Source organism: Nocardioides dubius, assembly GCF_039528155.1.
Classification (GTDB): Bacteria; Actinomycetota; Actinomycetes; order Propionibacteriales; family Nocardioidaceae; genus Nocardioides; species Nocardioides dubius.
Genome location: NZ_BAAALG010000011.1, coordinates 451,957 through 472,495, shown reverse-complemented (window position 1 = coordinate 472,495; position 20,539 = coordinate 451,957). Strand labels below are relative to the sequence as shown.

Here is a 20,539-nt window from a genome sequence, read left to right as displayed (position 1 = left end):
GCTACTCGCCGGCGCCGATGCGCAGCATCTCCGTGCGCTCGCCGACCTTGACCCGCTCGCGGCCGGACGCCTCGCCGAGGGCGATCTCGTGCTCGTCCAGACGCTGCCACTGCGCGAAGGAGGTGGCCGGCACTCCGCGCTCGGCCAACCAGGCGTCGACGTCGGCGGTGCTGCGCGCGGGGGCGCTCGGGGTGGTCTCGGCGAGCAGGTGCGCGACCGTCTCGGCGGCGTCGCTCTTGGTGTGACCGATCAGGCCGACCGGTCCGCGCTTGATCCAGCCGGTCACGTACAGCCCTTCGATCCGCTCGCCGGCCAGGTCCAGGACCCGTCCGCCGTCGTTGGGGATCACCGCGGCGCGCTCGTCGAACGGCACGCCGGGGATCGCGGTGCTGCGATAGCCCACCGCGCGGTAGACCGCCTGGACGTCCCAGTCGGTGACCTCGCCGGTGCCCTCGACGCCGCCGTCGCCGGTGGCCTGGGTGCGCTCGGTGCGCAGCCCGGTGACGCCGTCCGGGCCGCCGAGGATCTCGGTCGGCGCCTCGGCGAAGTGCAGGTGGATCCGGTGCGGCTTGCCCTCCAGGTCGCGGCCCACCCAGTTGGAGAGGGTGTTGAGCACCATTTTCTGTGCCTTGTGCTTCGCGATGTGCTCCATGCCGTGCTCGTCGACGTCGAAGCCCTCGGGGTGCACGACCACCTCCACGTTGGGGGAGTGGTTGAGCTCGCGCAGCTCGAGCGGGGAGAACTTCGCGTAGGCCGGGCCGCGGCGCGCGAAGACGTGCACGTCGGTGGTGGTCTTGGCCTTCAGCCCCTCGTAGACGTGCTGCGGGATGTCGGTGACCAGCATCTCGTCGCCGGTCTTGGCCAGCACCCGCGCGACGTCGAGGGCGACGTTGCCGACGCCGATCACCGCGACGCTCTTCGCGTCCAGTGGCCAGGTCTGCGGAACGTCCGGGTGCGCGTCGTACCAGGAGACGAAGTCGGCGGCGCCGTGGCTGCCGGGAAGGTCCTCGCCGGGGATGTCCAGGGCGCGGTCGGCCATCGCGCCGGTGGAGACCACCACGGCGTCGTAGAACTCGCGCAGCTCCTCGAGCTTGACGTCCTCGCCAAGGGTGACGTTGCCGATGAACCGGACCTCGGGCTGGGCCAGCACCCGCTGCAGAGCCTTGATGATCTCCTTGATCCGCGGGTGGTCCGGAGCCACGCCGTAGCGGACCAGGCCATAGGGCGCGGGCAGTCGCTCGATCAGGTCGATGGAGACCTCGGCCTCGGACTTGATCAGCTGGTCGGCTGCATAGATCCCGGCCGGGCCGGCGCCCACGATCGCCACACGAAGAGTCATGACTCCAGTCTGTGCAGGGCGCCGCGGCCCCACAATGACAACAAGTTTGGGTTGTCACAAGGTAGGCTTGTGAGGTGTTGAGCACGCGAGTCCCCGACCTCCGCTCCCTGGAGCTGCTGCTGGTGATCGCCCGTACCGGCAGCCTCGGCGCCAGTGCCACCGAGCTCGGGATCAGTCAGCAGGCGGCATCGTCGCGACTGCGCACCATGGAGGGCCTGGTCGGCGAGCCGCTGGTGGCGCGCAGCAAGCGCGGCTCCGAGCTCACCCCCACCGGTGAGCTGCTGGCCCAGTGGGCAGGCCGGGTGATCGAGGCCGCCGAGCAGATGGACGCCGGCATCGCGGCCCTGCGGGTCGACCGACGGGCCCACCTCAAGGTGGCCGCCAGCCTCACCATCGCCGAGCACATGCTGCCGGGCTGGCTGGTCGCGCTGCGCGCCCACCAGGTCCAGCGAGGCCTGCAGCCGACCGAGATCACGATGACTGCGACCAACACCGATCGCGTGGTCGGGCTGGTCGAGGCCGGCGAGGTGGACCTGGGCTTCGTGGAGGGGCCGGAGGCGCCGTCCGGGCTCCGACGTCGCCGGGTCGGCACCGATCGGCTGGTGGTCGTGGTCGGTGCCGGGCACCCGTGGGCGCTGCAGTCCCGCCGCCGGGTGAGCGCGGCCAAGCTGGCCTGGACCCCGCTGGTGGTGCGCGAGGCCGGGTCGGGGACCCGCACCGTGCTGGAGCGGGCGCTCGCGGCCTATGACACCCCGCCGCCGGTGCTGGAGCTCTCCAGCACCGCAGCCGTGCGCTCTGCGGTCGCCGCCGGCGCCGGGCCTGCCGCGCTGGGGGCGCACGCCGTGCGCGACGACCTCGCGACCGGTCGGCTGGTGGCGATCGACGTCCCCGATCTGGACCTGACCCGGGTGCTGCACGCAGTCTGGCGCGACGGCCCGCATCCGCCCGAGGGCCCGGCGCGCGACCTGGTCGCCCTGGCGGTGCGGCAGGCCCGCTGAGCGGGACGGCTTGTGGCGTCCGGCACAATGTTCGACCATGACCACGGGTTCGACCATGAGCAGCGCCACCAGCAAGACCAACGCGGGCAACTTCTTCGAGGACTTCTTCCTCGGTCAGGTGATCGAGCACGCGACGCCGCGCACGGTCACCGAGGGCGACCGGGCCCTGTACGGGGCCCTCTACCCGACCCGCTTCGCGCTGCCGTCGTCCGCGGAGTTCGCGGCGTCGGTGGGGCTGCGCCCGGCCCCGGTCGAGGAGCTGATCGCCTTCCACATCGCCTTCGGCAAGACGGTTCCCGACGTCTCGTTGAACGCGGTCGCCAACCTGGGCTACGCGGAGCTGAGGTTCCACGAGCCGGTGGTGCCGGGCGACACGCTCGCGACCCGCTCCGAGGTGATCGGCCTCAAGCAGAACTCGAACGGCAAGAGCGGCGTGGTCTACGTGCGCTCGACGGCGACCAACCAGCGTGGCGAGGTGGCCCTGGAGTGGGCACGCTGGGTGATGGTGCACAAGCGCGACCACGAGGCGCCGGCGCCGGAGACTGTCCTGCCTGACCTGGCGCCGTCGGTGGCGGCCGCTGACCTGCACATCCCGGCCGGTCTCGACTTCCTCGACTACGACTTCGCCGCTGCGGGCGAGCCGCACCGGTTCGACGACTATGTGGTCGGCGAGCGGATCGACCACGTCGACGGCGTCACGCTGACCGACCCCGAGCACATGATGGCCACCCGGCTGTGGCAGAACACCGCCAAGGTGCACTTCAACGCCGAGGCGCGCCCCGACGGTCGCCGGCTGATCTACGGCGGCCACATCATCTCGATGGCACGCGCGCTCTCCTTCAACGGACTCGCGAACGCGCAGCTGATCGCCGCGATCAATGCGGGTGCGCACACCTCGCCCGCCTTCGCCGGCGACACCGTCTACGCCTGGTCCGAGGTGCTGGACAAGGCCGAGGTGGCGGCCCCCGGAGTGGGCGCGCTGCGGCTGCGCCTGGTCGCGACCCGGGGCCGCGACGAGTCGATGACGTTGCGCGGCGAGGACGGCAAGTACGCCGAGGGCGTGCTGCTCGACCTCGACTACTGGGTCTTCGTCCCGCGCTGAGTGCCGGGGCCGGTCAGGCGCCCGCGTCCGGCATCCGCGGCTCGATGAAGAGGCCCTCTGCCTCGACGGTGAGCCCGTCGGCGTCGTAGATGCCGGCCCTGACCCGCACCTTGCGGCCGGACTCGGACTCGATCCACGCACGCAGGCGCAGGTCACCGAGCGGGGTGCCGCGGCGGTAGCGGAGCTTGAGGGTGCCGGTCATCAGCACTCGGCGACGATCGGCCGCCGCCTGCCCCATCACCTGGTCCAGCAGCAGGGCGGTGACGCCGCCGTGCACCAGGCCGGGCGGTCCCTCGTAGGCGGCGCCGAGGCTCACCTGCGCGTGCACGCCGTCCGCGCGGTGCTCGCTGCGCAGTGGCGGCGCCACCGCGTTGCGCTGCCCGACCACGGTGTTGCCCCAGTTCCAGACCCGGCCCTCGTCGTTGAAGTGCACGCCTGCTGCGCCGGGCAGCTGCTCGCTGGCCAGCTTCTCGGTGATCGCGGTGATCTGGGCGGCGGCGTCGGCGAGGGTCGCCTCGTCGGTGATCGTCGAGCGGATGGTGGCGTCGATGAGCTTGCGCACGGCGTCGGTGAGCGGTGCGTAGGCCGCCTCGATGCGCTCGATCTCGGCGGTCGGCGTCGGGTCGGGGGAGAAGAGGTCGTGCTTCACGTCGAGGAGTCTATGGATCGGCCCGGCCGGACGAGTTGCGCGGATACTGTTGAACGATTGTCAATTGCTGGCTAGCGTGACGATGTGACCGTCATCTCGCAAGCGCGCTCGTTCGTCCACTGGGGGATCGCCCATGGGGTTCCCCGCACCGTGCTGCGGATGGCCGCACGCCGCGGTGACATCCAGGCATCGCTGATCGCCTCGAGCCAGTCGGCGAGCAGGGGCGTCGACGATCCGGTCTTCGCGATCATCGAGCAGGTCCGCGCGCAGGGGCCGCTGACCGCCTCCAGCTTCTCCCGGCTGACGGCAGACCACGCGGTGGTTCGCGAGGTGCTGACCAGCAACGACTTCCGCACCGGCATCCCGGGGCGGACCGGCACCCTGGGCCGGATCTCGGACGCCACCGCGCCGCGCACCCTGCACCCGGTGGAGCCGCCGTCGCTGCTGGTCACCGAGCCGCCGGACCACACCCGCTACCGCAAGCTGGTGATGAAGGTCTTCACCATGCGCAAGGTCGAACAGCTGCGCTCGCGCACCCAGGCGATCGCCGACGAGCTGCTCGACGAGCTCAAGGGCCGCGACCACGTCGACCTGGTGGAGGCCTACTGTGCGCGGCTCCCGGTCACCGTGATCGCGCAGATCCTCGGCGTCCCCGACCACCAGCAGCAGCGGGTGCTCGAGTTCGGCGCCGCGGCCGCCCCGAGCCTCGACCTCGGCCTGCCGTGGCGCCAGTACCGCGCCGTCGACCGCGCCCTGGCCGACTTCGACGCCTGGCTCGGCGAGCACCTGGAGAACCTGCGGCGCAACCCCGGCGACAACCTTCTCAGCGAGCTGGTCGCGGTCCGCGACCAGGACGGCGGGCTCAACGAGACCGAGCTCCGCTCGACCGCGGGCCTGGTGCTGGCGGCCGGCTTCGAGACCACGGTCAACCTGCTCAGCAACGGGATCGCGCTGCTGCACGACAACCCGGACCAGCTCGAGGTGCTGCGCGCCGACCCGTCGCTGTGGTCCAACACCGTGGAGGAGGTGCTGCGGCTCGACCCGCCCGTGCTGCTCACCGGCCGTGCCTGCGTGAAGGAGACGGAGATCGCCGGCCAGCGGGTGCGCGAGGGCGACCTGGTCACCACCCTGCTCGCCGGCGCCAACCGCGACCCTGCCGTCTTCGCCGACCCGGGCCGCTTCGACGTCGCCCGCGAGAACGCCCGCGAGCATCTCTCCTTCTCCGCCGGGCGGCACCACTGCCTGGGCGCGATGCTGGCCCGGATGGAGGGCGAGGTCGGGCTCCGCTCGATCTTCGAGCGCTACCCCGACCTCACCCTGCTGCCGGGGGCACACCGGCGCAGCACCCGCATCCTGCGGGGCTTCGAGGTGCTACCGGCCCGGATGGAGTGAGTCAGGCCAGGCCGAACTCGGCGCGCCGCGCCTCGGGCACCAGGTCCACGTACTCGGGGTTCTTGGCGATGAAGCCGCGCACGGCGGGGCAGACCGGCAGCACCAGCTTGCCCTGCGCCCGGGTGGCCTCGAGGCCCTCGCGGATCACCCGCTTGGCCAGGCCCTGTCCGGCGTAGGCCTCGTCGACCTCGGTGTGCGGGAAGACGCGCGCGTCCTCGCGGTCCACGTACTCGGTGAAGCCGGCCAGCTCGCCGTCGACATGGATCTCGAAGCGGCCCTTCTCGGGGACGTTGACCACGTTGATCTCGGTGTCAGTGCTCATGCTCGCCAGGCTAGTCGGCATCCGAAGCCCGTCAGTGCAGTGGGATGATGGCGTGGTGACGATCATTGCTGCAGCAGACGGCTCCGCCATCGGGAACCCCGGCCCCGCCGGATGGGCCTGGTACGTCGACGAGACCTGTTGGGCGGCCGGCGGCTGGGCGCACGGCACCAACAACATGGGCGAGCTGATGGCGGTGCTGGACCTGCTCCAGCAGACCGCGCACATCGACGACGACCTGCACGTCTTCTGCGACAGCCAGTACGTGATCAACTCGATCACCAAGTGGATGAAGGGCTGGAAGGCCAACGGCTGGCGCAAGAAGGACAAGAAGCCGGTCCTCAACGTCGAGCTGATGAAGGCGCTCGACGCCGCGATGCAGGGACGCAAGGTGCGCTTCGAGTGGGTCAAGGGCCACGCCGGCCACCCGCTCAACGAGGCCGCCGACTCGCTGGCCAACGCCGCTGCCCTCTCCTGGAAGTCGGGCACCGCGCCGGAGCCCGGGCCGGGCTTCGCCGGAGCGAAGGTCGACCACCCGGACGCCGAGCCGAAGCAGGCCGAGGCCGAGGAGCCCGACCTGTTCTCCATGCTGGACAGCTGATTCGCCCGCTCAGCGTCGCAAACGCTGGCAGACTTGCGCCACGCTTCGGCGGCCCCACCGACCGGTGGGGCATCACCACTGGGAGGTAACCGATGAAGACCCGACTCACCTGCCCCTGCGGCGTCCTGCTCACCGGCAAGGACGAGGACGAGCTCGTCGAGAACGTGCAGGCGCACCTGCGCGAGCAGCACCCCAGCCATGAGTACACCCGGGAGCAGATCCTGTTCATGGCTCTGTGAGCCAGCCTCCGGTGGCGCAGGTCGGCGCCCGGACCTGGAGCTGGATCGTCCTGCTCGGCCTGATCGGCCAGGTGGCCTGGGCCGTGGAGAACATGTACCTCAACGTGTTCGTCCACGAGACGATCACCGACAACCCGCAGGTGCTGGCGCTGCTGGTCTCCACCAGCGCGGTCGCGGCCACCGTGGCCACCCTGCTGGTGGGCGCCGCCTCGGACCGTCGCGGACGCCGTCGCGAGTTCATCGCGATCGGCTACGTGCTGTGGGGGATCACCACCGCCGGCTTCGGGCTGATCAGTCCGCAGAGCGCCGGCGAGCTCGGGTCGGCGCAGAACGCGGTGGCGATCGCCGTGGTCTCGATCGTGCTGCTGGACTGCGTGATGAGCTTCCTCGGCTCCGGTGCCAACGACGCCGCCTTCCAGGCCTGGGTCACTGACAACACGGTCCCGGCCAACCGGGCCAAGGTCGACGGCGTCATCCAGGCGATGCCGCTGCTGGCCATGCTGCTGGTCTTCGGTGCCCTCGACCCGCTCACCCAGGACGGCGCGTGGGGAGCCTTCTTCGCGGTCGTCGGTGGCGTCACCGCCGTGGTCGGCGCAGCGTCGTGGTGGGGCCTGCGCGGGGCCGAGGCGGTGCCGCGGCCGAGCGGCTCCTACCTCTCCTCCGTGTTGCACGGGCTGCGACCCAGCACCGTGCGCGGCAACCCCTGGCTCTACTACACCCTGGCCGCCTGGGCGGTGCTCGGCGTCAGCTTCCAGGTGTTCCTGCCGTACCTGATCATCTACGTCGAGAAGTACCTCGGGATCGAGGGCTACGCGCTGGTGCTGGCCTGCGTGCTGATCGGCGCCTCGGTGCTGAGCATCCTCGGCGGCCGGCTGCTCGCCGCCCACGGCGTGCTCCGGGCGCTCCCGATCGTCGTGGTCGGCTACGTCACCGGCCTGCTGGCGATGTTCGTCGCCCGCGCCCAGCCGGTGGTGATCCTCGCCGGGATCGCCGCCATCGGTGGCTTCCTGGTCGCCGTCGCGGGGCTCTCGGCCACCGTGCGCAACCTGACGCCGGCCGATCGCGTCGGCCAGGTGCAGGGACTGCGGATGATCGCCGCGGTCCTGGTGCCGTCGGTGATCGGGCCGTTCATCGGTGCCGCGGTCATCTCGGGCGCCGACGAGACCTACGTCGACCTCGGCGTCACCAAGCAGGTGCCGACGCCGTGGATCTTCATCGCCGCAGCAGTGGTGGCACTGCTCGTGGTGCTGCCGCTGCGCGCCCTGCAGCGAGCAGGAGTCAAGCAACAGCAGGAGACAGCAGCATGATGACCACGCCGTGGGGCGAGCGCCTCGACCCCACGCAGGTACTGGCCGAGCATCCGCGCCCGCAGCTGATGCGCGACGACTGGGTGAGCCTCAACGGGCTCTGGGACTACGCCTTCACCTCGGCCGAGGAGCGCGTCGTCCCGGCGCGGTTCGACGGCGAGATCCTGGTGCCGTTCTCACCCGAGGCGCCGCTGTCGGGGGTCGAGCGCACGCTCCAGCCCGACCAGGCGCTCTGGTACCGGCGCACCCTGCGACTGAGCGCGGCGATGGCCCGCCAGGGCAGGCTGTTGCTGCACTTCGGCGCCGTCGACCAGCGGTGCGAGGTCTGGGTGGACGGCACCTCGGTCGGCAGCCACCTGGGTGGCTTCCTGCCGTTCAGCCTCGACATCACCGAGGCGCTGCGCAACGTCGCCGACCACGAGATCGTGGTGCGGGTGCGCGACCTCAGCGACACCTCCTGGCATGCCCGCGGCAAGCAGCGGCTGAAGCCGAGCGGCATCTGGTACACCCCGCAGTCCGGGATCTGGCAGAGCGTCTGGCTGGAGCGGGTGCCGCTGCGCTGGATCGAGACGATCGACCACACCGCCGAGCTGGCCGGCACGCCGGGGCAGTGGCGCGGCGCGCTGCACGTCACCGTGGGCCTCGGCGGAGCCCCGGTGCGCAGGGAGTCGGTCACCGTCACCCTGCGCGACGGCGACGCGGTCGTCGGCACCCAGACGGGCGCGCCCGGGGAGCCGATCACCCTCACCCCGTCGTCGGTGCGCCCCTGGTCGCCCGAGGACCCCCACCTCTACGACCTCGAGGTGGTGGCCGGCGAGGACCGGGTCACCTCCTATGCGGCGCTGCGCACCCTCGGCGTCGGCCAGGACCCGCAGGGCCGCTCGCGGTTGCTGCTCAACGGCGAGCCGGTGCTGCAGGCCGGGCTGCTGGACCAGGGCTACTGGCCCGACGGGCTGCTCACCGCGCCGCACGACGACGCCTTGGCCTACGACATCCAGACCGCCAAGGACCTGGGCTTCACCATGCTGCGCAAGCACATCAAGATCGAGCCGCTGCGCTGGTACTACCACTGCGACCGGCTCGGGATGCTGGTCTGGCAGGACATGGTCAACGGTGGTCGCAGCTACAAGCACGCCGTGATCACCACCCCGGTGATGGCGCCGGTGCGTCTCGACGACCGCCGCTACCGGCTCTTCGGGCGCCAGGACGCCGCGGGCCGCGAGGAGTTCCGTGCCGAGGTCGAGCGCACCGTCACCCTGCTGCGCAACTCGCCGAGCGTGGTGGCCTGGGTGCCGTTCAACGAGGGCTGGGGCCAGTTCGATGCGGCCGCCGTCACCGAGCAGATCCGGGCGCTCGACCCGACCCGCCCGATCGACTCCACCTCCGGCTGGCACGACCAGGGCGTCGGCGACATGGCCAGTCGCCACGTCTACTTCAAGCCCTACCGACTGAGCGCCGCCGATGCGGCCGACGACCGGGTCGCGGTGCTCAGCGAGTACGGCGGCTACTCGCACCGGGTCGCGGGCCACTGCTGGAACGACGCCGAGTTCGGCTACCGCAGGATCGCCGAGCGCGATGCGTTCGAGCGCGCCTTCCGCGACCTGCAGCAGCGCCAGGTGCGCCCGGCGATCGCCGACGGGCTGGCCGCCTTCGTCTACACCCAGCTCAGCGATGTCGAGTCCGAGACCAACGGCCTGCTGACCTACGACCGGCGGGTGCTCAAGGTCGATGCCGAGGCGATCCGGGCCTCCAACGCCGGCCTGCGGGCCGAGTTCGACCGCGCCGTGGGCCGGGTGCCGGCACCGGTGCGGGTCCGCGAGCGTGAGCTCACAGAGCCTGTCTCCCTGACCCTGCCCGACGGCCACCTCGATCCGGAGGCGATCGGCTGGTGCCGCACGCCGCTGGTGCGCACCGACGGCATCGGCGTCGGCAGGGTGGGCAAGGGCCGCAACAAGCGCTGGGAGTACTGGGCGATCACCACGCCCAGCCACGTGGTGGCTATCGTGCTCTCCGACATCGACTATGCGGGCGTCAACAACCTGTGGGTCCTCGACCGGGCCACGCAGACCCCGATCAACCTCGATGCGATCACCCCGTTGGGTGCCGGCGTCGAGCTGCCCGGAACGCTCGGCAAGGGGGTGGCGCGGCTGCGCTCGAAGGGGCTCTCGATCGAGATCGAGGAGGTCGACGGCGGCACGGTGCTGCGCGCGCAGAGCGACCGGGTCCGGGTCGAGGTGGTGGCCGAGCGGCCGGCCGGCCACGAGTCGCTGGGCATCGTGGTGCCGTGGAGCGAGCGGCTCTTCCAGTACACGGTCAAGGACGTGGCCCGTCCGGCCCGCGGCAGCATCTGGGTCGACGGCGTCGAGCACCGGCTGCCCGAGGGGGACTCCTGGGCGACGCTGGACCACGGCCGCGGCCGCTGGCCGCACCGGATGCAGTGGAACTGGGGCGCAGGCTCGGGGACGAGCAACGGACGCCGGATCGGCGTCCAGGTCGGCGGGCGCTGGACCGACGGCACCGGCTCGGTGGAGAACGCGCTGGTCGTCGACGGGCGCCTGCACAAGATCAGCGACGAGCTGGTGTGGACCTACGACACCGAGGACTGGCTGGCACCGTGGCGGATCCACGGCCACGACGTCGACCTGACCTTCACCCCGGAGTACGACAAGGTCACCGAGACCGACTTCAAGGTGATCTCCTCGTTCACCCATCAGTGCTTCGGCACCTGGTCGGGCCACGTCCATCTCGGTGGCGGCTCGTGGATCGTCTTCGCCGACCTGTTCGGCTGGGCGGAGGACGTGCGCCAGCGCTGGTAGCGGGGTGCTCAGCGCGCGCGGCGGCGCGAGGCGAGCCGCTCGGCGACGATCATCGCCAGCGCCACGGCGCCGCCGATCGCGGTCTCCGCGCCGCGATCCAGCAGCAGGCCGCCGATCGGGCGCTCCGCGGCGAGCTGACCCATCAGCAGCGCCATCGGCGTGATGCAGAGCAGGGCGAGCGCGTAGTTGCGTCCCACCACCAGCTCGGTCAGCACCTGGAGCACGACGACGGTCAGCACGATGCCCACCGGGCTGAGCGGCAGGCTGAGCAGGATCGCCGCCGGGAGCAGCCCGGCCAGGGTGCCGAGCACGCGGTGCCAGGCACGGGCCGAGCGGGAGGCGAGGTCCGGGCCGGCCAGGGCGGCGACCAGGGCCACGATCGCCCAGTACGGATGCCCGAGGCCGGAGGCCAGGGCCAACGAGCCGGCGAGCAGCACGCCGATCCCGAGCCGGACCGCGTGCCCCGACAGCGGCCGCGGGCTGGGGGCGTGGTCACTGCGCTGACGGCGCACCACCGCGCCGACGTTGCCGATCACCACCCCGAAGAGGGCGGTCAGTCCGGCCACCGCGGCCGGCACCCAGAGGCTGTCGTGCAGGGGCGGGGCTGAGGCGACCGCGCCGAAGGCGAAGCTGAGGAAGATCGGGCCCGGCGGATGCCAGTCCTGGCGCTCGGCGATCAGCTGGCCCAGCATCACCACGACCAGGCTGCCGAGCAGCAGGCGCAGGTCGGTGATCCCCGCGCGGGCCATCGCGGCACCGGCGACCACGGTCAGGGTCAGCGCCACGCCGGCGCTGGCCTGCATCACCGCGCGTGGCAGATGGATGTGGTTGCGCCCGTAGAGCGAGGTGAAGGCGCCGAAGGCCGCATACAGCGTCCACTCGGGGTGGTCGAGCGCGAGGCAGGCCAGCAGTGGCACCGCCACGCTCAGGCCGGCGCGCAGCGCCACCCGGTGTGCGCCGGGGGAGTCCTTGAGGTGGAACAGGCCGATCCTCCCGGCCGGTCCGCGATCGGGGTCGACGGGGCTGGCGGGCACCCTTCGACCCTACTCCTGGAGCGCGCCCAGGATGGCGCGGCCCGTGGTCCGGGCGAGCTCGTCGGCGGTGAGTCGGTGCGCGGAGATCTGGTCGTCGTCGAGCAGAGCCCGGCTGACGCCCAAGGCGAAGAGGATCCGCCAGGCCGACTCGGCGCCGGCCCGGGTGGCGCCGAAGTGCGCGATCATCCAGTCGGTGACGGTGGTGGCGAGTCCGTGCAGGAACCGCTCGCTCACCGCGCCGTGGTCGGCGTCGGCGTGGCTCTCGATCAGGAAGGCGCGGGTCGCGCCCCGGTGCCGGGTGAAGATCTCGAACGCGGCGCCGGTCAGTGCGGTGGCGACGTCGAGGTGGTCGGCGCCGGCGGCGAGTGCGTCGTCGGCGCGACCGAACGCCGTCGTGGTCTCGGTGGCGATCAGCTCGAAGGCGCGGGTCTGAGCGGCGAGCAGGAGACCGTGCCGGTCGCCGAAGCGGTGGTAGAGGGAGCCGTTGGAGGTCTCCGCCGAGGCGGCGACGGCGGCGACCGTGACGGCGCCCAGGCCGCCCTCGGTGAGCAGGCGCAGGGTCGCCTCCAACATCCGATCGGCGGAGGTGGAGCTCCGGCTCTGTTGAGGCGTGCGCACAGAGGCACTGTACATACTAGAGCGCGTGCTCTAGTCTCGGCGGCATGAAGCGAGATCACTGGCGCCGCCGCAACGACCGTCTCGACGCGGCGGTCGACTATGTGGAGATCTACCGCAACGTGGCCTACCGCGAGTTCCCCTGGGACGTCGTGCAGTCACTGAGCTTCGCGCTGTTCCGCACCTACGCGGTGCCGGGCATCGGGCGCCTGCTCGACGACACCCGGCAGTTCGCCGACGACACCCAACGGCGCTACGACGACACGTCGCTGCTGCTGGAGCCGCCGGGCCTCTACGGCTTCGACCACCCCGAGGCCCGCGCCGCGATCCGCAGGATCAACCAGATGCACCGCAGCTATGACATCCCCAACCACGAGATGCTCTATGTGCTGAGCACCTTCGTGGTGGTGCCCAAGCGGTGGCTCGACGACTACGGCAAGCGACCGATGACCGCGAACGAGGTGGTCGCCTCGGTCCACTACTACCGCGAGCTCGGCCGGCACATGGGGCTCAAGGAGATCCCGGAGACCTACCCGGCGTTCGCCGAGCTGATGGACTCCTACGAGGCCGAGCACTTCGCCTATGCCGACTCCGGGCGCCGGGTCGCCGACGCCACCCTGGCCCTGATGCTGACCTTCTACCCGCGTCCGGTGCGGCCGCTGGTCGAGGTGTTCAGCAGGGCCCTGATGGACAAGCCGCTGCTGGACGCCTTCGGCTACCGGCAGCCGCCGTCCTGGGTGGTCGCCCTCAGTCGAGGAGCGCTGCGGCTGCGCGGGCGGGTGGCGCGCCTGCTTCCGGCCCGTCGCGGCCTCAAGCGGATCATCGACCAGCCCCAGGTCCGCAGCTACCCCGACGGCTACCGGATCGAGGAGCTCGGCACCTTCCCGACCCCCGGCCTCGCCGGCTGCCCGGTGCGCCACGGATAAGCCTCAATTCGAGATACTCCCTGACGTTTTCGTGGTTTTCCGGCGCGAGAACCACGAAAGCGTCAGGGACTATCCGGTGGGTTCAGGCTTCGATCTGGCCGATCGGCTCGCGCTTCTCGGCCTGGAAGCGGTCCTCGGTGCGGCCGTAGGCCCAGTAGCCGGAGAGCGAGAGGTCGGCGCGGGGGACGCCGCGCTCCTTGAGCAGCGCGCGGATCGCCTTCATCGACTCGCGCTCGCCGTGCGCGAAGACCTGGACCCGGCCCTCGGGCCACGGGCCGACGGCGATCGCGTCGGCGAGCGCCTGCGATGCGGCGCCGGCGGGGGAGTGGAAGTGCCAGTGCAGGCCGACGCCGGTCGGTGCCTCGAGGCCGAGCACCTCCTCCTCGTCCTCGACCAGCAGGTGCGCCACCCCGACGGCGTCGGCGGGCAGCGCCTCCAGCGCGGCGCCGATGGCCGGCAGCGCCGAGGCGTCGCCGGCGAACAGGTGCCAGTCGGCGTCCGGGTCCGGGAGGTAGCCGCCGCCGGGGCCGGCGAAGGAGATCGCATCGCCAGGCTTCGCCGCGGCCGCCCACGGGCCGGCGACGCCGTCGTCGCCGTGCACCACGAAGTCGATGCTCAGCTCGCCCGCCTCGGGGTCGAAGCGGCGCACCGTGTAGGTGCGCTTCACGTCGCCGAAGATGATCTTGACGTACTTGTCGCTGGAGCCGTTGTCGACGAAGGCGCTCAGGCCCGGGCCGCCGGCGACCACCCGGACCAGGTGCGGGCTCAGCCGTTCGGTGCGCAGCACCGTCAGCTCGATGATCGGACGGGGCGGCCGGTTCGGGGTGCTCACGCCCCCATCCAACCCGGTGCCGGCAAGCAGGCCCGCCGAGCTGCCCGGTCCGTGGTCAGCGCCGAAGCCGCCGTCGGTGGCCCGGTGGCGTAACCTTGCGCCTTGTGGCAGTCCGAGACTTCGACGCAGAGATCAAGCAGCTCCAGGCAACGATGAAGACGATCGGTCAGGTCCTCGACCTCGACGCGATGCGCTCTGAGATCGCTGACCTCTCCGAGCAGGTCGCCGCGCCCGATCTGTGGGACAACCAGGAGCACGCCCAGCGCGTCACCGGCCGGCTCTCCACCCTCAACGGCGAGCTCGAGCGCTACACCAGCCTCGAGGAGCGCATCGACGACCTCAGCGTGCTCGTCGAGCTGGCCACCGAGGAGGGCGACGACGACTCGCTCGCCGAGGCGGAGGCCGAGCTCGGACGGATCCAGAAGTCCCTGGAGTCGCTGGAGATCCGCACCCTGCTCAACGGCGAGTACGACGAGCGCGAGGCGATCATGACCATCCGCGCCGGCGCCGGTGGCGTCGACGCCGCGGACTTCGCGCTGACCCTGATGCGGATGTACACCCGCTGGGCCGAGCAGCACGGCTACGGCGTCGAGGTCTACGACATCTCCTACGCCGAGGAGGCCGGCATCAAGTCGGCCGAGTTCGCGATCAAGGCGCCGTACGCGTACGGCAACCTCTCGGTCGAGGTCGGCACGCACCGCCTGGTCCGGATCAGCCCCTTCGACAACCAGGGCCGCCGGCAGACGTCGTTCGCCGCCGTCGAGGTGGTCCCGGTGCTGGAGCAGACCGACGAGATCGAGGTCGACGAGAACGACATCCGCGTCGACGTCTTCCGCTCCGGCGGCCCCGGTGGTCAGTCGGTCAACACCACCGACTCCGCGGTGCGCCTGACCCACATCCCGACCGGGACCGTGGTCAGCTGCCAGAACGAGAAGTCGCAGCTGCAGAACAAGGCCTCGGCGATGGTCGTGCTCAAGGCCAAGCTGCTCGCGCTGAAGAAGGCCGAGGAGGCCGCCCTGAAGAAGGACCTCAAGGGCGACGTCGCGGCGAGCTGGGGCGACCAGATGCGCAACTACGTGCTGAACCCGTACCAGATCGTGAAGGACCTGCGCACCGGCTACGAGACCGGCAACCCGCAGGCGGTCTTCGACGGCGACCTGGACGGCTTCATGGAGGCCGGCATCCGCTGGCGCCGCAACTCCGAGAAGGCCGACGCCTGATCGTCGGCTGGTCGCCCAGCCGGCTAGTCGGAGTCGCCGGAGGCAGCGGCGGAGAGCGCCGAGGCGCACCACGCGTCCGTGCGCTTCGCCAGCCCGCCGGAGCCGAGATCGGCCGTTGCCAGGTCGGGCACTGAGGCCGAGCAGCTGAACCAGGTGTCGGTGAACAGGCCCTGCAGCGTCGTGGTCGCCGCTCCGTCGGCGTCGCTGCACAGGGTGCGGACGCCGGGTTCCCCGAAGGCGGCCTCGGCCGTCGTGCAGCCCTTGGCCGAGCCGGCGGAGCGGACCAGCGCCTTGGCGCGCTCCGGCGTCACCGGGGGCACGAAGACCCAGGCGCGCAGGGTGGCGCCGTCGGCGGCGGTGACGGTGCAGCTGAACTCGTGCGCCACGTCCTCGACGCCGGGTGCCAGCGTCGCAGGGTCCCCGTTGCCGTAGCTCGTGGACTCGGCCACCTCGCCGATGGTCTCGGCGAAGATGCGCTCGTCGATCCGGTCGCAGAAGTCGCCGGGGCTGATCGTCGGCTGGCCGCTGACGGCCTGGCTCAGGCTGGGCAGCGGCTGCTCCGCGTCGCCGTCATCGCCGCCGGAGCAGGCGGTGCCGACGAGCAGCAGGGCGGCCAGGGGGAGTGCCCTCAGTGCGGGCGCAGTACGGCGGGACACGGAGCCAGCGTACGCACCACGCCCGGTGAACGGCATTGACCGGCCCGGGTTGGCCACTGGCCTAGACTCGATCCACGTGATCCGCTTCGAAAAGGTTGTCAAGACCTATCCGGGCCAGTCCCACACTGCGCTCGATCAGGTGAGTGTCGACATCGAGAAGGGCGAATTCGTCTTCCTCGTCGGCCAATCAGGCTCGGGCAAGTCGACCTTCCTGCGGCTCATCCTGCGTGAGTACCGCCCCACCTCGGGCAAGGTGCACGTGGCGGGCAAGGAGATCAACCGGCTCGCCTCCTGGAAGGTGCCGCGGCTGCGTCGTCAGATCGGCACGGTCTTCCAGGACTTCCGGCTGCTGCAGAACAAGACGGTCGCCGAGAACGTGGGCTTCGCCCTGCAGGTGATCGGCAAGTCGCGCTCCCACATCCGCACCGCGGTGCCCGAGGCCCTCGACCTGGTCGGCCTGGGGGACAAGGCCGACCGGCTGCCCGACGAGCTCTCCGGCGGCGAGCAGCAGCGGGTGGCGATCGCCCGCGCGTTCGTCAACAAGCCGATGATCCTGATCGCCGACGAGCCGACCGGAAACCTCGACCCCACGTCGTCCTCGGAGATCATGAAGCTGCTCGACCGGATCAACCGGACCGGCACGACCGTCGTGATGGCCACCCACGACGCCGGCATCGTCAATGAGATGCGCAAGCGCGTCATCGAGCTGGAGCACGGTCGCGTGGTGCGCGACGAGGCCAGCGGCATCTACGGAAACCAGAACTGAGTACCCATGCAGCTTCGTTACGTCTTCACTGAACTGGGCCAGGGCCTGCGTCGCAACCTGACGATGCACGTCGCGGTGGTCCTCACCCTCTTCGTCTCGCTGACCCTGGTCGGCCTGGGGCTGTTGCTCAACAGCCAGACCGACAAGGCCGAGAAGTACTTCGGCAGCCAGCTGACCGTGCAGGTCTGGATGTGCAACGGCGCCCAGGAGGAGGGGGCGGGCTGTCTGGGGCCGGTCTCCGACGCCGAGCGCCAGGCGATCATCGACCGGGTCGACGGCAACGACGAGGTCGCCGAGTGGCACGAGGAGTCGCAGCAGGTCGCCTACGACAAGGCCAAGGAGCTGCTGGGCGACAACTTCCGGGTCTCCTCGCCCGAGGGCCTGCACGCCTCGGTCTGGATCACTCTGAAGGACGCCCGCAACTACGAGACGGTGGTCAGCTCGGTGCAGACCCTGCCGGGCGTCTACTCGATCACCACTCCCAAGGCGATCCTGGACCCGCTCTACTCGACCATCAACGCCTTGAAGTACGGCGCCTACGGTGTCGGTGCCTTCCTGGTGCTGGCGGCGCTGCTTCTGGTCGGCAACACGATCCGGCTGGCCGCCTTCGCACGTCGTCGCGAGATCGGGATCATGCGCCTGGTCGGTGCCTCGCGGCTCTACATCTCGCTGCCGTTCCTGCTGGAGGCCGTGGTCACCGCGATCTTCGGCGTGGCCCTGGCCGGCGGAGCGCTGACGGCGTTCTGGTGGTTCGGCATCCACGAGAAGGTGCGCGAGTCGTTGCAGTTCATGCCGTGGGTCGACCACCTGGACGTTCTGTCCGCTATCGGGTGGATTGCGATCCTCGGTCCGGTGCTCACCGTGATTCCGACACTCGTACTCACCCGCAAATACCTCAAAGTCTGAGTCCGGTCGTCTAGGTTCGAGCTGTTCACTTCCCCGAACAAAGGTTTCACCGTGTCTCGCTTCTTCCCCAGCGAGCGCCGAGACCGTTGGGTGGCACTCGTTGCCGCCTCCGCGGTCGTACTCGGCGCTGCCGCCTCGCCTCTTGCCTTCGCAGATGACCTCAAGGACAAGCAGCGCAAGATCGATCGGCAGGTCGAGGCCGCCCACGACGACCTCAACGAGTCGAGTGCGGCGCTGCGCAAGGCGACGATCCGGTTGCGCAACGCAAAGGCGGAGCTGGCAGCGGCGCGGGGAACGCTGGCCAGCACCCGGCAGCGGCTCGCGGCGGCGAAGGCCCGTGACGTCGAGATGCAGGCGAAGCTGGTCGAGGCCGAGGAGAAGCTGGACCTGGCCCGGGCCGAGCTGCAGCAGGGCCGCGAGGACGTCCGTCGTCAGCGCGCCGCCGTGGACAAGATGTTCGCCACCCAGTACGAGCAGTTCGATCCGCGCCTCGAGGGCTTCGCGGCACTGCTGAAGGCCGAGGACCTCGCCGACGTCGGGATCGTCCAGGAGGCGACCCGCTCCGCGCTGATCGAGCAGGACGGCGTGCTCAGCGAGTTCCGCGAGACCGCCGAGATGCTGGCGATCCGCAAGGACGAGGTCACCACGATGCGTGACGCCGTCGAGACCCAGCGCCAGGCCGCGGCCGCCAACCTGGTGCGGGTGACCAAGCTCGAGAAGCGGGCGCTGGCACAGACCCGCACGGTGACCCTGATGGTCTCCAAGCGGCGCGCCGCCGCGGGCGATGCGCAGACCCTGCGGCAGCGTGACCGCAAGGCACTGGTCGCGCTCGAGGCCGATCAGGCGCGGATCGCGAAGATCCTGCGCAACCGCGCTGCCAAGCACAAGGGCACGCCCAGCAACACCGGCGGCTACCTGAACTACCCGGTCAACGGCTACGTGACGTCGCCGTACGGCTACCGGATCCACCCGATCTACGGCTACCGCTCGCTGCACAACGGCGTCGACTTCGGCGCGGGCTGCGGCACCCCGATGTATGCGGCCGCCGACGGCACGGTGCTCTCGCGCTACTACCAGGACGCGTGGGGCAACCGGTTGGTGATCGACAACGGCGGTGCGCGTGGCGTCGGTCTGGCCACGATCTACAACCACGCCTCGAAGTACGTGGTGAGTCCCGGGCAGCGGGTCAAGCGCGGCCAGCTGGTCGGCTACGTCGGCACCACCGGCTGGTCCACGGGCTGCCATCTGCACTTCATCGTGATGGCCAACGGCACCGCCGTCGACCCGATGAAGTGGTTCTAGGCGCCGAAAGCCCGGGCTGCGGCAAATCGGTTGCCGCGGGCTGAGAGAATCGCGTCCATGGTCAAGGAGCAGGGCACCAAGCCGGTCGCGCAGAACAAGAAGGCGCGGCACGACTATCACATCGACGACACCTGGGAGGCCGGCCTCGTGCTGGTGGGCACCGAGGTGAAGTCGCTGCGTGCCGGCCGGGCGAACCTGGTGGACGGCTTCGCCGACATCGAGAACGGTGAGGTGTGGCTGCACAACGTGCACATCCCCGAGTACTCGCAGGGCACCTGGACCAACCACATGGCGCGCCGCAAGCGCAAGCTGCTGCTCAACCGTGCGGAGATCAACAAGATTGAGCGCAAGGTGTCGGCCAAGGGCTACACGCTGGTGCCGCTCTCGCTCTACTTCAAGGATGGCCGGGCCAAGGTCGAGATCGCGCTCGCGCGCGGCAAGAAGGAGTACGACAAGCGGCACACGATCGCCGAGCGTCAGGCCAATCGGGAGAAGGAGCAGGCGATCGGACGCCGGCTCAAGGGCCGATCGGACTGAGCGCCCCGAGCGCGGCGCTCGCGGAATACTCGGTGGCCGTCGCTGGTTGCGAGTCGGTAGAGTAGGAGCGTCGCCTCGGCGGCGTTTGAAAAATCAAGAGGGGCTGATCGGTTTCGACTGAGGACGTACGTCCCAGGGGAAGCGGGTCGAGAAGCCAGCGTTATCTCGTTAACGATCGCTGGAAACCAATAGTTGCCAACGCTAAGCGCAACGACTTCGCTCTCGCTGCCTGAGCAGTGACCGAAGGGTCTGACCGGGCATCCGTCTCCGTCCCGGACCCAGGCCTCATCTAGGAGACTTGCTGGTCACTCCGCGTCACGGAGGGTGACCGGGACTATTCCGTGACTGAGCCTGTCGGCGACGTGTCTGTGCGAGCGCCGGGGATGAGAAGACGACAGCACAGACTGCACCCGGAGAAGACCTGGCACTGCGCTTTAGGACCGGGGTTCGATTCCCCGCAGCTCCACCAAGCAGTACCGCTACGACAGCCTCTTGATGACGAAGCCGCTCCGACCCGAGGGTCGGGGCGGCTTTCGTCGTATCCGGGGGCGGCGACGGCCGGGTACCATCCGGGTATGTCACTGCTTCATCGGATCTCGATCGACCCGGAGGTCGTACACGGCCGGCCGGCGGTCCGCGGTACCCGGATGCGAGTGAGCGATGTGCTTGCGCTGTTGGCTTCGGGCGCCAGCGAGGCGGAGATCCTCGAGGACTATCCCTATCTCGTTCTTGAAGACATCCGTGCGTGCCTGGAGTACGCCGCAGCTCAGGCCGACCATGCGATCGTGATCGCCTCCTGACCCGATGCGGTTCCTGGTCGATGCTCAGCTGCCCCTGGCATTGGCTCGCTTGCTGGAGGAGCACGGCCATCAGGCCGAACATGTGACCGACATAGGTCCGGGCGATGCCCCGGATCGGGAGCTGTGGCGCTATGCGCTGGACAACGATGCGGTCATCATCACCAAGGACGAGGACTTCTCGCT

The 20,539-nt window shown here is 70.3% G+C and carries 22 protein-coding genes and 1 other RNA gene; 16 read left to right on the top strand and 7 right to left on the bottom strand.

Translation table 11 applies throughout. The features are described from left to right. Position 1: 1 nt before the first annotated feature. Positions 2–1,339, bottom strand: a complete 1,338-nt coding sequence (locus ABD151_RS15375) for an FAD-dependent oxidoreductase (RefSeq protein ID WP_343995649.1) — start codon at positions 1,337–1,339, stop codon at positions 2–4. Between the two features lie 74 nt (positions 1,340–1,413). Between ABD151_RS15375 and ABD151_RS15370 the strand changes: the two genes are divergently transcribed. Both ABD151_RS15370 and ABD151_RS15365 read left to right on the top strand, forming a co-directional pair. Next, positions 1,414–2,337 (top strand): LysR family transcriptional regulator, encoded by a 924-nt coding sequence (locus ABD151_RS15370; RefSeq protein WP_343995647.1) that lies wholly within the window; start codon positions 1,414–1,416, stop codon positions 2,335–2,337. 37 nt (positions 2,338–2,374) lie between these two features. Then, positions 2,375–3,439 (top strand): MaoC family dehydratase, encoded by a 1,065-nt coding sequence (locus ABD151_RS15365; RefSeq protein ID WP_343995646.1) that lies wholly within the window; start codon positions 2,375–2,377, stop codon positions 3,437–3,439. Between the two features lie 13 nt (positions 3,440–3,452). Here the strand turns inward: ABD151_RS15365 and ABD151_RS15360 are convergent, their stop codons facing one another. Continuing rightward, positions 3,453–4,088 carry a PaaI family thioesterase gene (locus tag ABD151_RS15360; RefSeq protein WP_343995645.1) on the bottom strand — a complete coding sequence of 212 codons (636 nt, stop codon included), beginning with the start codon at positions 4,086–4,088 and terminating at the stop codon, positions 3,453–3,455. Positions 4,089–4,172: 84 nt separating this feature from the next. Between ABD151_RS15360 and ABD151_RS15355 the strand changes: the two genes are divergently transcribed. Further along, complete coding sequence (locus ABD151_RS15355; RefSeq protein ID WP_343995644.1) at positions 4,173–5,480, top strand: cytochrome P450; 1,308 nt, start codon at positions 4,173–4,175, stop codon at positions 5,478–5,480. A gap of 1 nt (position 5,481) precedes the next feature. Here ABD151_RS15355 and ABD151_RS15350 read toward each other — a convergent pair whose 3' ends face one another. Continuing rightward, entirely contained in the window at positions 5,482–5,802 is a 321-nt protein-coding gene (locus tag ABD151_RS15350) for a GNAT family N-acetyltransferase (RefSeq protein ID WP_343995643.1), read from the bottom strand. 55 nt (positions 5,803–5,857) lie between these two features. Here ABD151_RS15350 and ABD151_RS15345 point away from each other — a divergent pair, with 55 nt between their 5' ends. The 4 genes from ABD151_RS15345 (at position 5,858) to ABD151_RS15330 (ending at position 10,762) form a co-directional block, all read left to right on the top strand. Next, positions 5,858–6,400, top strand: coding sequence for a ribonuclease H family protein (locus ABD151_RS15345; RefSeq protein WP_415629902.1), 543 nt, complete (start codon positions 5,858–5,860; stop codon positions 6,398–6,400). Between the two features lie 92 nt (positions 6,401–6,492). Continuing rightward, entirely contained in the window at positions 6,493–6,639 is a 147-nt protein-coding gene (locus ABD151_RS15340; RefSeq protein WP_343995642.1) for a DUF1059 domain-containing protein, read from the top strand. Beyond that, the gene (locus tag ABD151_RS15335) at positions 6,636–7,946 is read left to right on the top strand and encodes an MFS transporter (RefSeq protein ID WP_343995641.1); all 1,311 of its coding nucleotides are present in this window, start codon (positions 6,636–6,638) and stop codon (positions 7,944–7,946) included. Before ABD151_RS15340 ends, ABD151_RS15335 begins: the two co-directional genes overlap by 4 nt. Continuing rightward, positions 7,943–10,762, top strand: a complete 2,820-nt coding sequence (locus tag ABD151_RS15330; protein WP_343995640.1) for a DUF2804 family protein — start codon at positions 7,943–7,945, stop codon at positions 10,760–10,762. Before ABD151_RS15335 ends, ABD151_RS15330 begins: the two co-directional genes overlap by 4 nt. A gap of 8 nt (positions 10,763–10,770) precedes the next feature. On the opposite strand, the gene ABD151_RS15325 is transcribed toward ABD151_RS15330, so the two are convergent. Further along, positions 10,771–11,796, bottom strand: coding sequence for an FUSC family protein (locus tag ABD151_RS15325; RefSeq protein WP_343995639.1), 1,026 nt, complete (start codon positions 11,794–11,796; stop codon positions 10,771–10,773). A gap of 9 nt (positions 11,797–11,805) precedes the next feature. Beyond that, positions 11,806–12,414, bottom strand: a complete 609-nt coding sequence (locus tag ABD151_RS15320; protein ID WP_343995637.1) for a TetR/AcrR family transcriptional regulator — start codon at positions 12,412–12,414, stop codon at positions 11,806–11,808. A 44-nt stretch (positions 12,415–12,458) separates the two neighbouring features. On the opposite strand from ABD151_RS15320, the gene ABD151_RS15315 reads away from it, so the two are divergent. Continuing rightward, positions 12,459–13,337, top strand: a complete 879-nt coding sequence (locus ABD151_RS15315; protein WP_343995636.1) for an oxygenase MpaB family protein — start codon at positions 12,459–12,461, stop codon at positions 13,335–13,337. Positions 13,338–13,419: 82 nt separating this feature from the next. On the opposite strand, the gene ABD151_RS15310 is transcribed toward ABD151_RS15315, so the two are convergent. After that, positions 13,420–14,169 carry a siderophore-interacting protein gene (locus ABD151_RS15310; protein WP_343995635.1) on the bottom strand — a complete coding sequence of 250 codons (750 nt, stop codon included), beginning with the start codon at positions 14,167–14,169 and terminating at the stop codon, positions 13,420–13,422. Between the two features lie 104 nt (positions 14,170–14,273). Here ABD151_RS15310 and prfB point away from each other — a divergent pair, with 104 nt between their 5' ends. Further along, complete coding sequence (gene prfB / locus ABD151_RS15305; protein WP_343995634.1) at positions 14,274–15,389, top strand: peptide chain release factor 2; 1,116 nt, start codon at positions 14,274–14,276, stop codon at positions 15,387–15,389. A gap of 23 nt (positions 15,390–15,412) precedes the next feature. Here the strand turns inward: prfB and ABD151_RS15300 are convergent, their stop codons facing one another. Further along, positions 15,413–16,045: a hypothetical protein gene (locus tag ABD151_RS15300; protein ID WP_343995633.1), complete on the bottom strand. Its 633-nt coding sequence runs from the start codon at positions 16,043–16,045 to the stop codon at positions 15,413–15,415. Positions 16,046–16,121: 76 nt separating this feature from the next. Between ABD151_RS15300 and ftsE the strand changes: the two genes are divergently transcribed. The 7 genes from ftsE to ABD151_RS21950 all read left to right on the top strand — a co-directional run. Continuing rightward, the gene (ftsE, locus tag ABD151_RS15295) at positions 16,122–16,811 is read left to right on the top strand and encodes a cell division ATP-binding protein FtsE (RefSeq protein WP_343995632.1); all 690 of its coding nucleotides are present in this window, start codon (positions 16,122–16,124) and stop codon (positions 16,809–16,811) included. A 6-nt stretch (positions 16,812–16,817) separates the two neighbouring features. Beyond that, positions 16,818–17,717, top strand: a complete 900-nt coding sequence (gene ftsX / locus ABD151_RS15290; protein WP_343995631.1) for a permease-like cell division protein FtsX — start codon at positions 16,818–16,820, stop codon at positions 17,715–17,717. A gap of 51 nt (positions 17,718–17,768) precedes the next feature. Continuing rightward, positions 17,769–19,019: a peptidoglycan DD-metalloendopeptidase family protein gene (locus ABD151_RS15285; RefSeq protein WP_343995630.1), complete on the top strand. Its 1,251-nt coding sequence runs from the start codon at positions 17,769–17,771 to the stop codon at positions 19,017–19,019. 57 nt (positions 19,020–19,076) lie between these two features. Continuing rightward, a complete protein-coding gene (gene smpB, locus ABD151_RS15280; RefSeq protein ID WP_343995629.1) occupies positions 19,077–19,556 on the top strand; it encodes an SsrA-binding protein SmpB in 480 nt (159 codons plus the stop codon). Positions 19,557–19,655: 99 nt separating this feature from the next. After that, positions 19,656–20,025: a transfer-messenger RNA gene (gene ssrA / locus ABD151_RS15275) on the top strand. Positions 20,026–20,131: 106 nt separating this feature from the next. Further along, positions 20,132–20,356: a DUF433 domain-containing protein gene (locus ABD151_RS15270; protein ID WP_343995628.1), complete on the top strand. Its 225-nt coding sequence runs from the start codon at positions 20,132–20,134 to the stop codon at positions 20,354–20,356. 4 nt (positions 20,357–20,360) lie between these two features. Continuing rightward, on the top strand, positions 20,361–20,539 hold a 179-nt coding region (locus ABD151_RS21950; protein WP_425571936.1), incomplete at its 3' end, for a DUF5615 family PIN-like protein.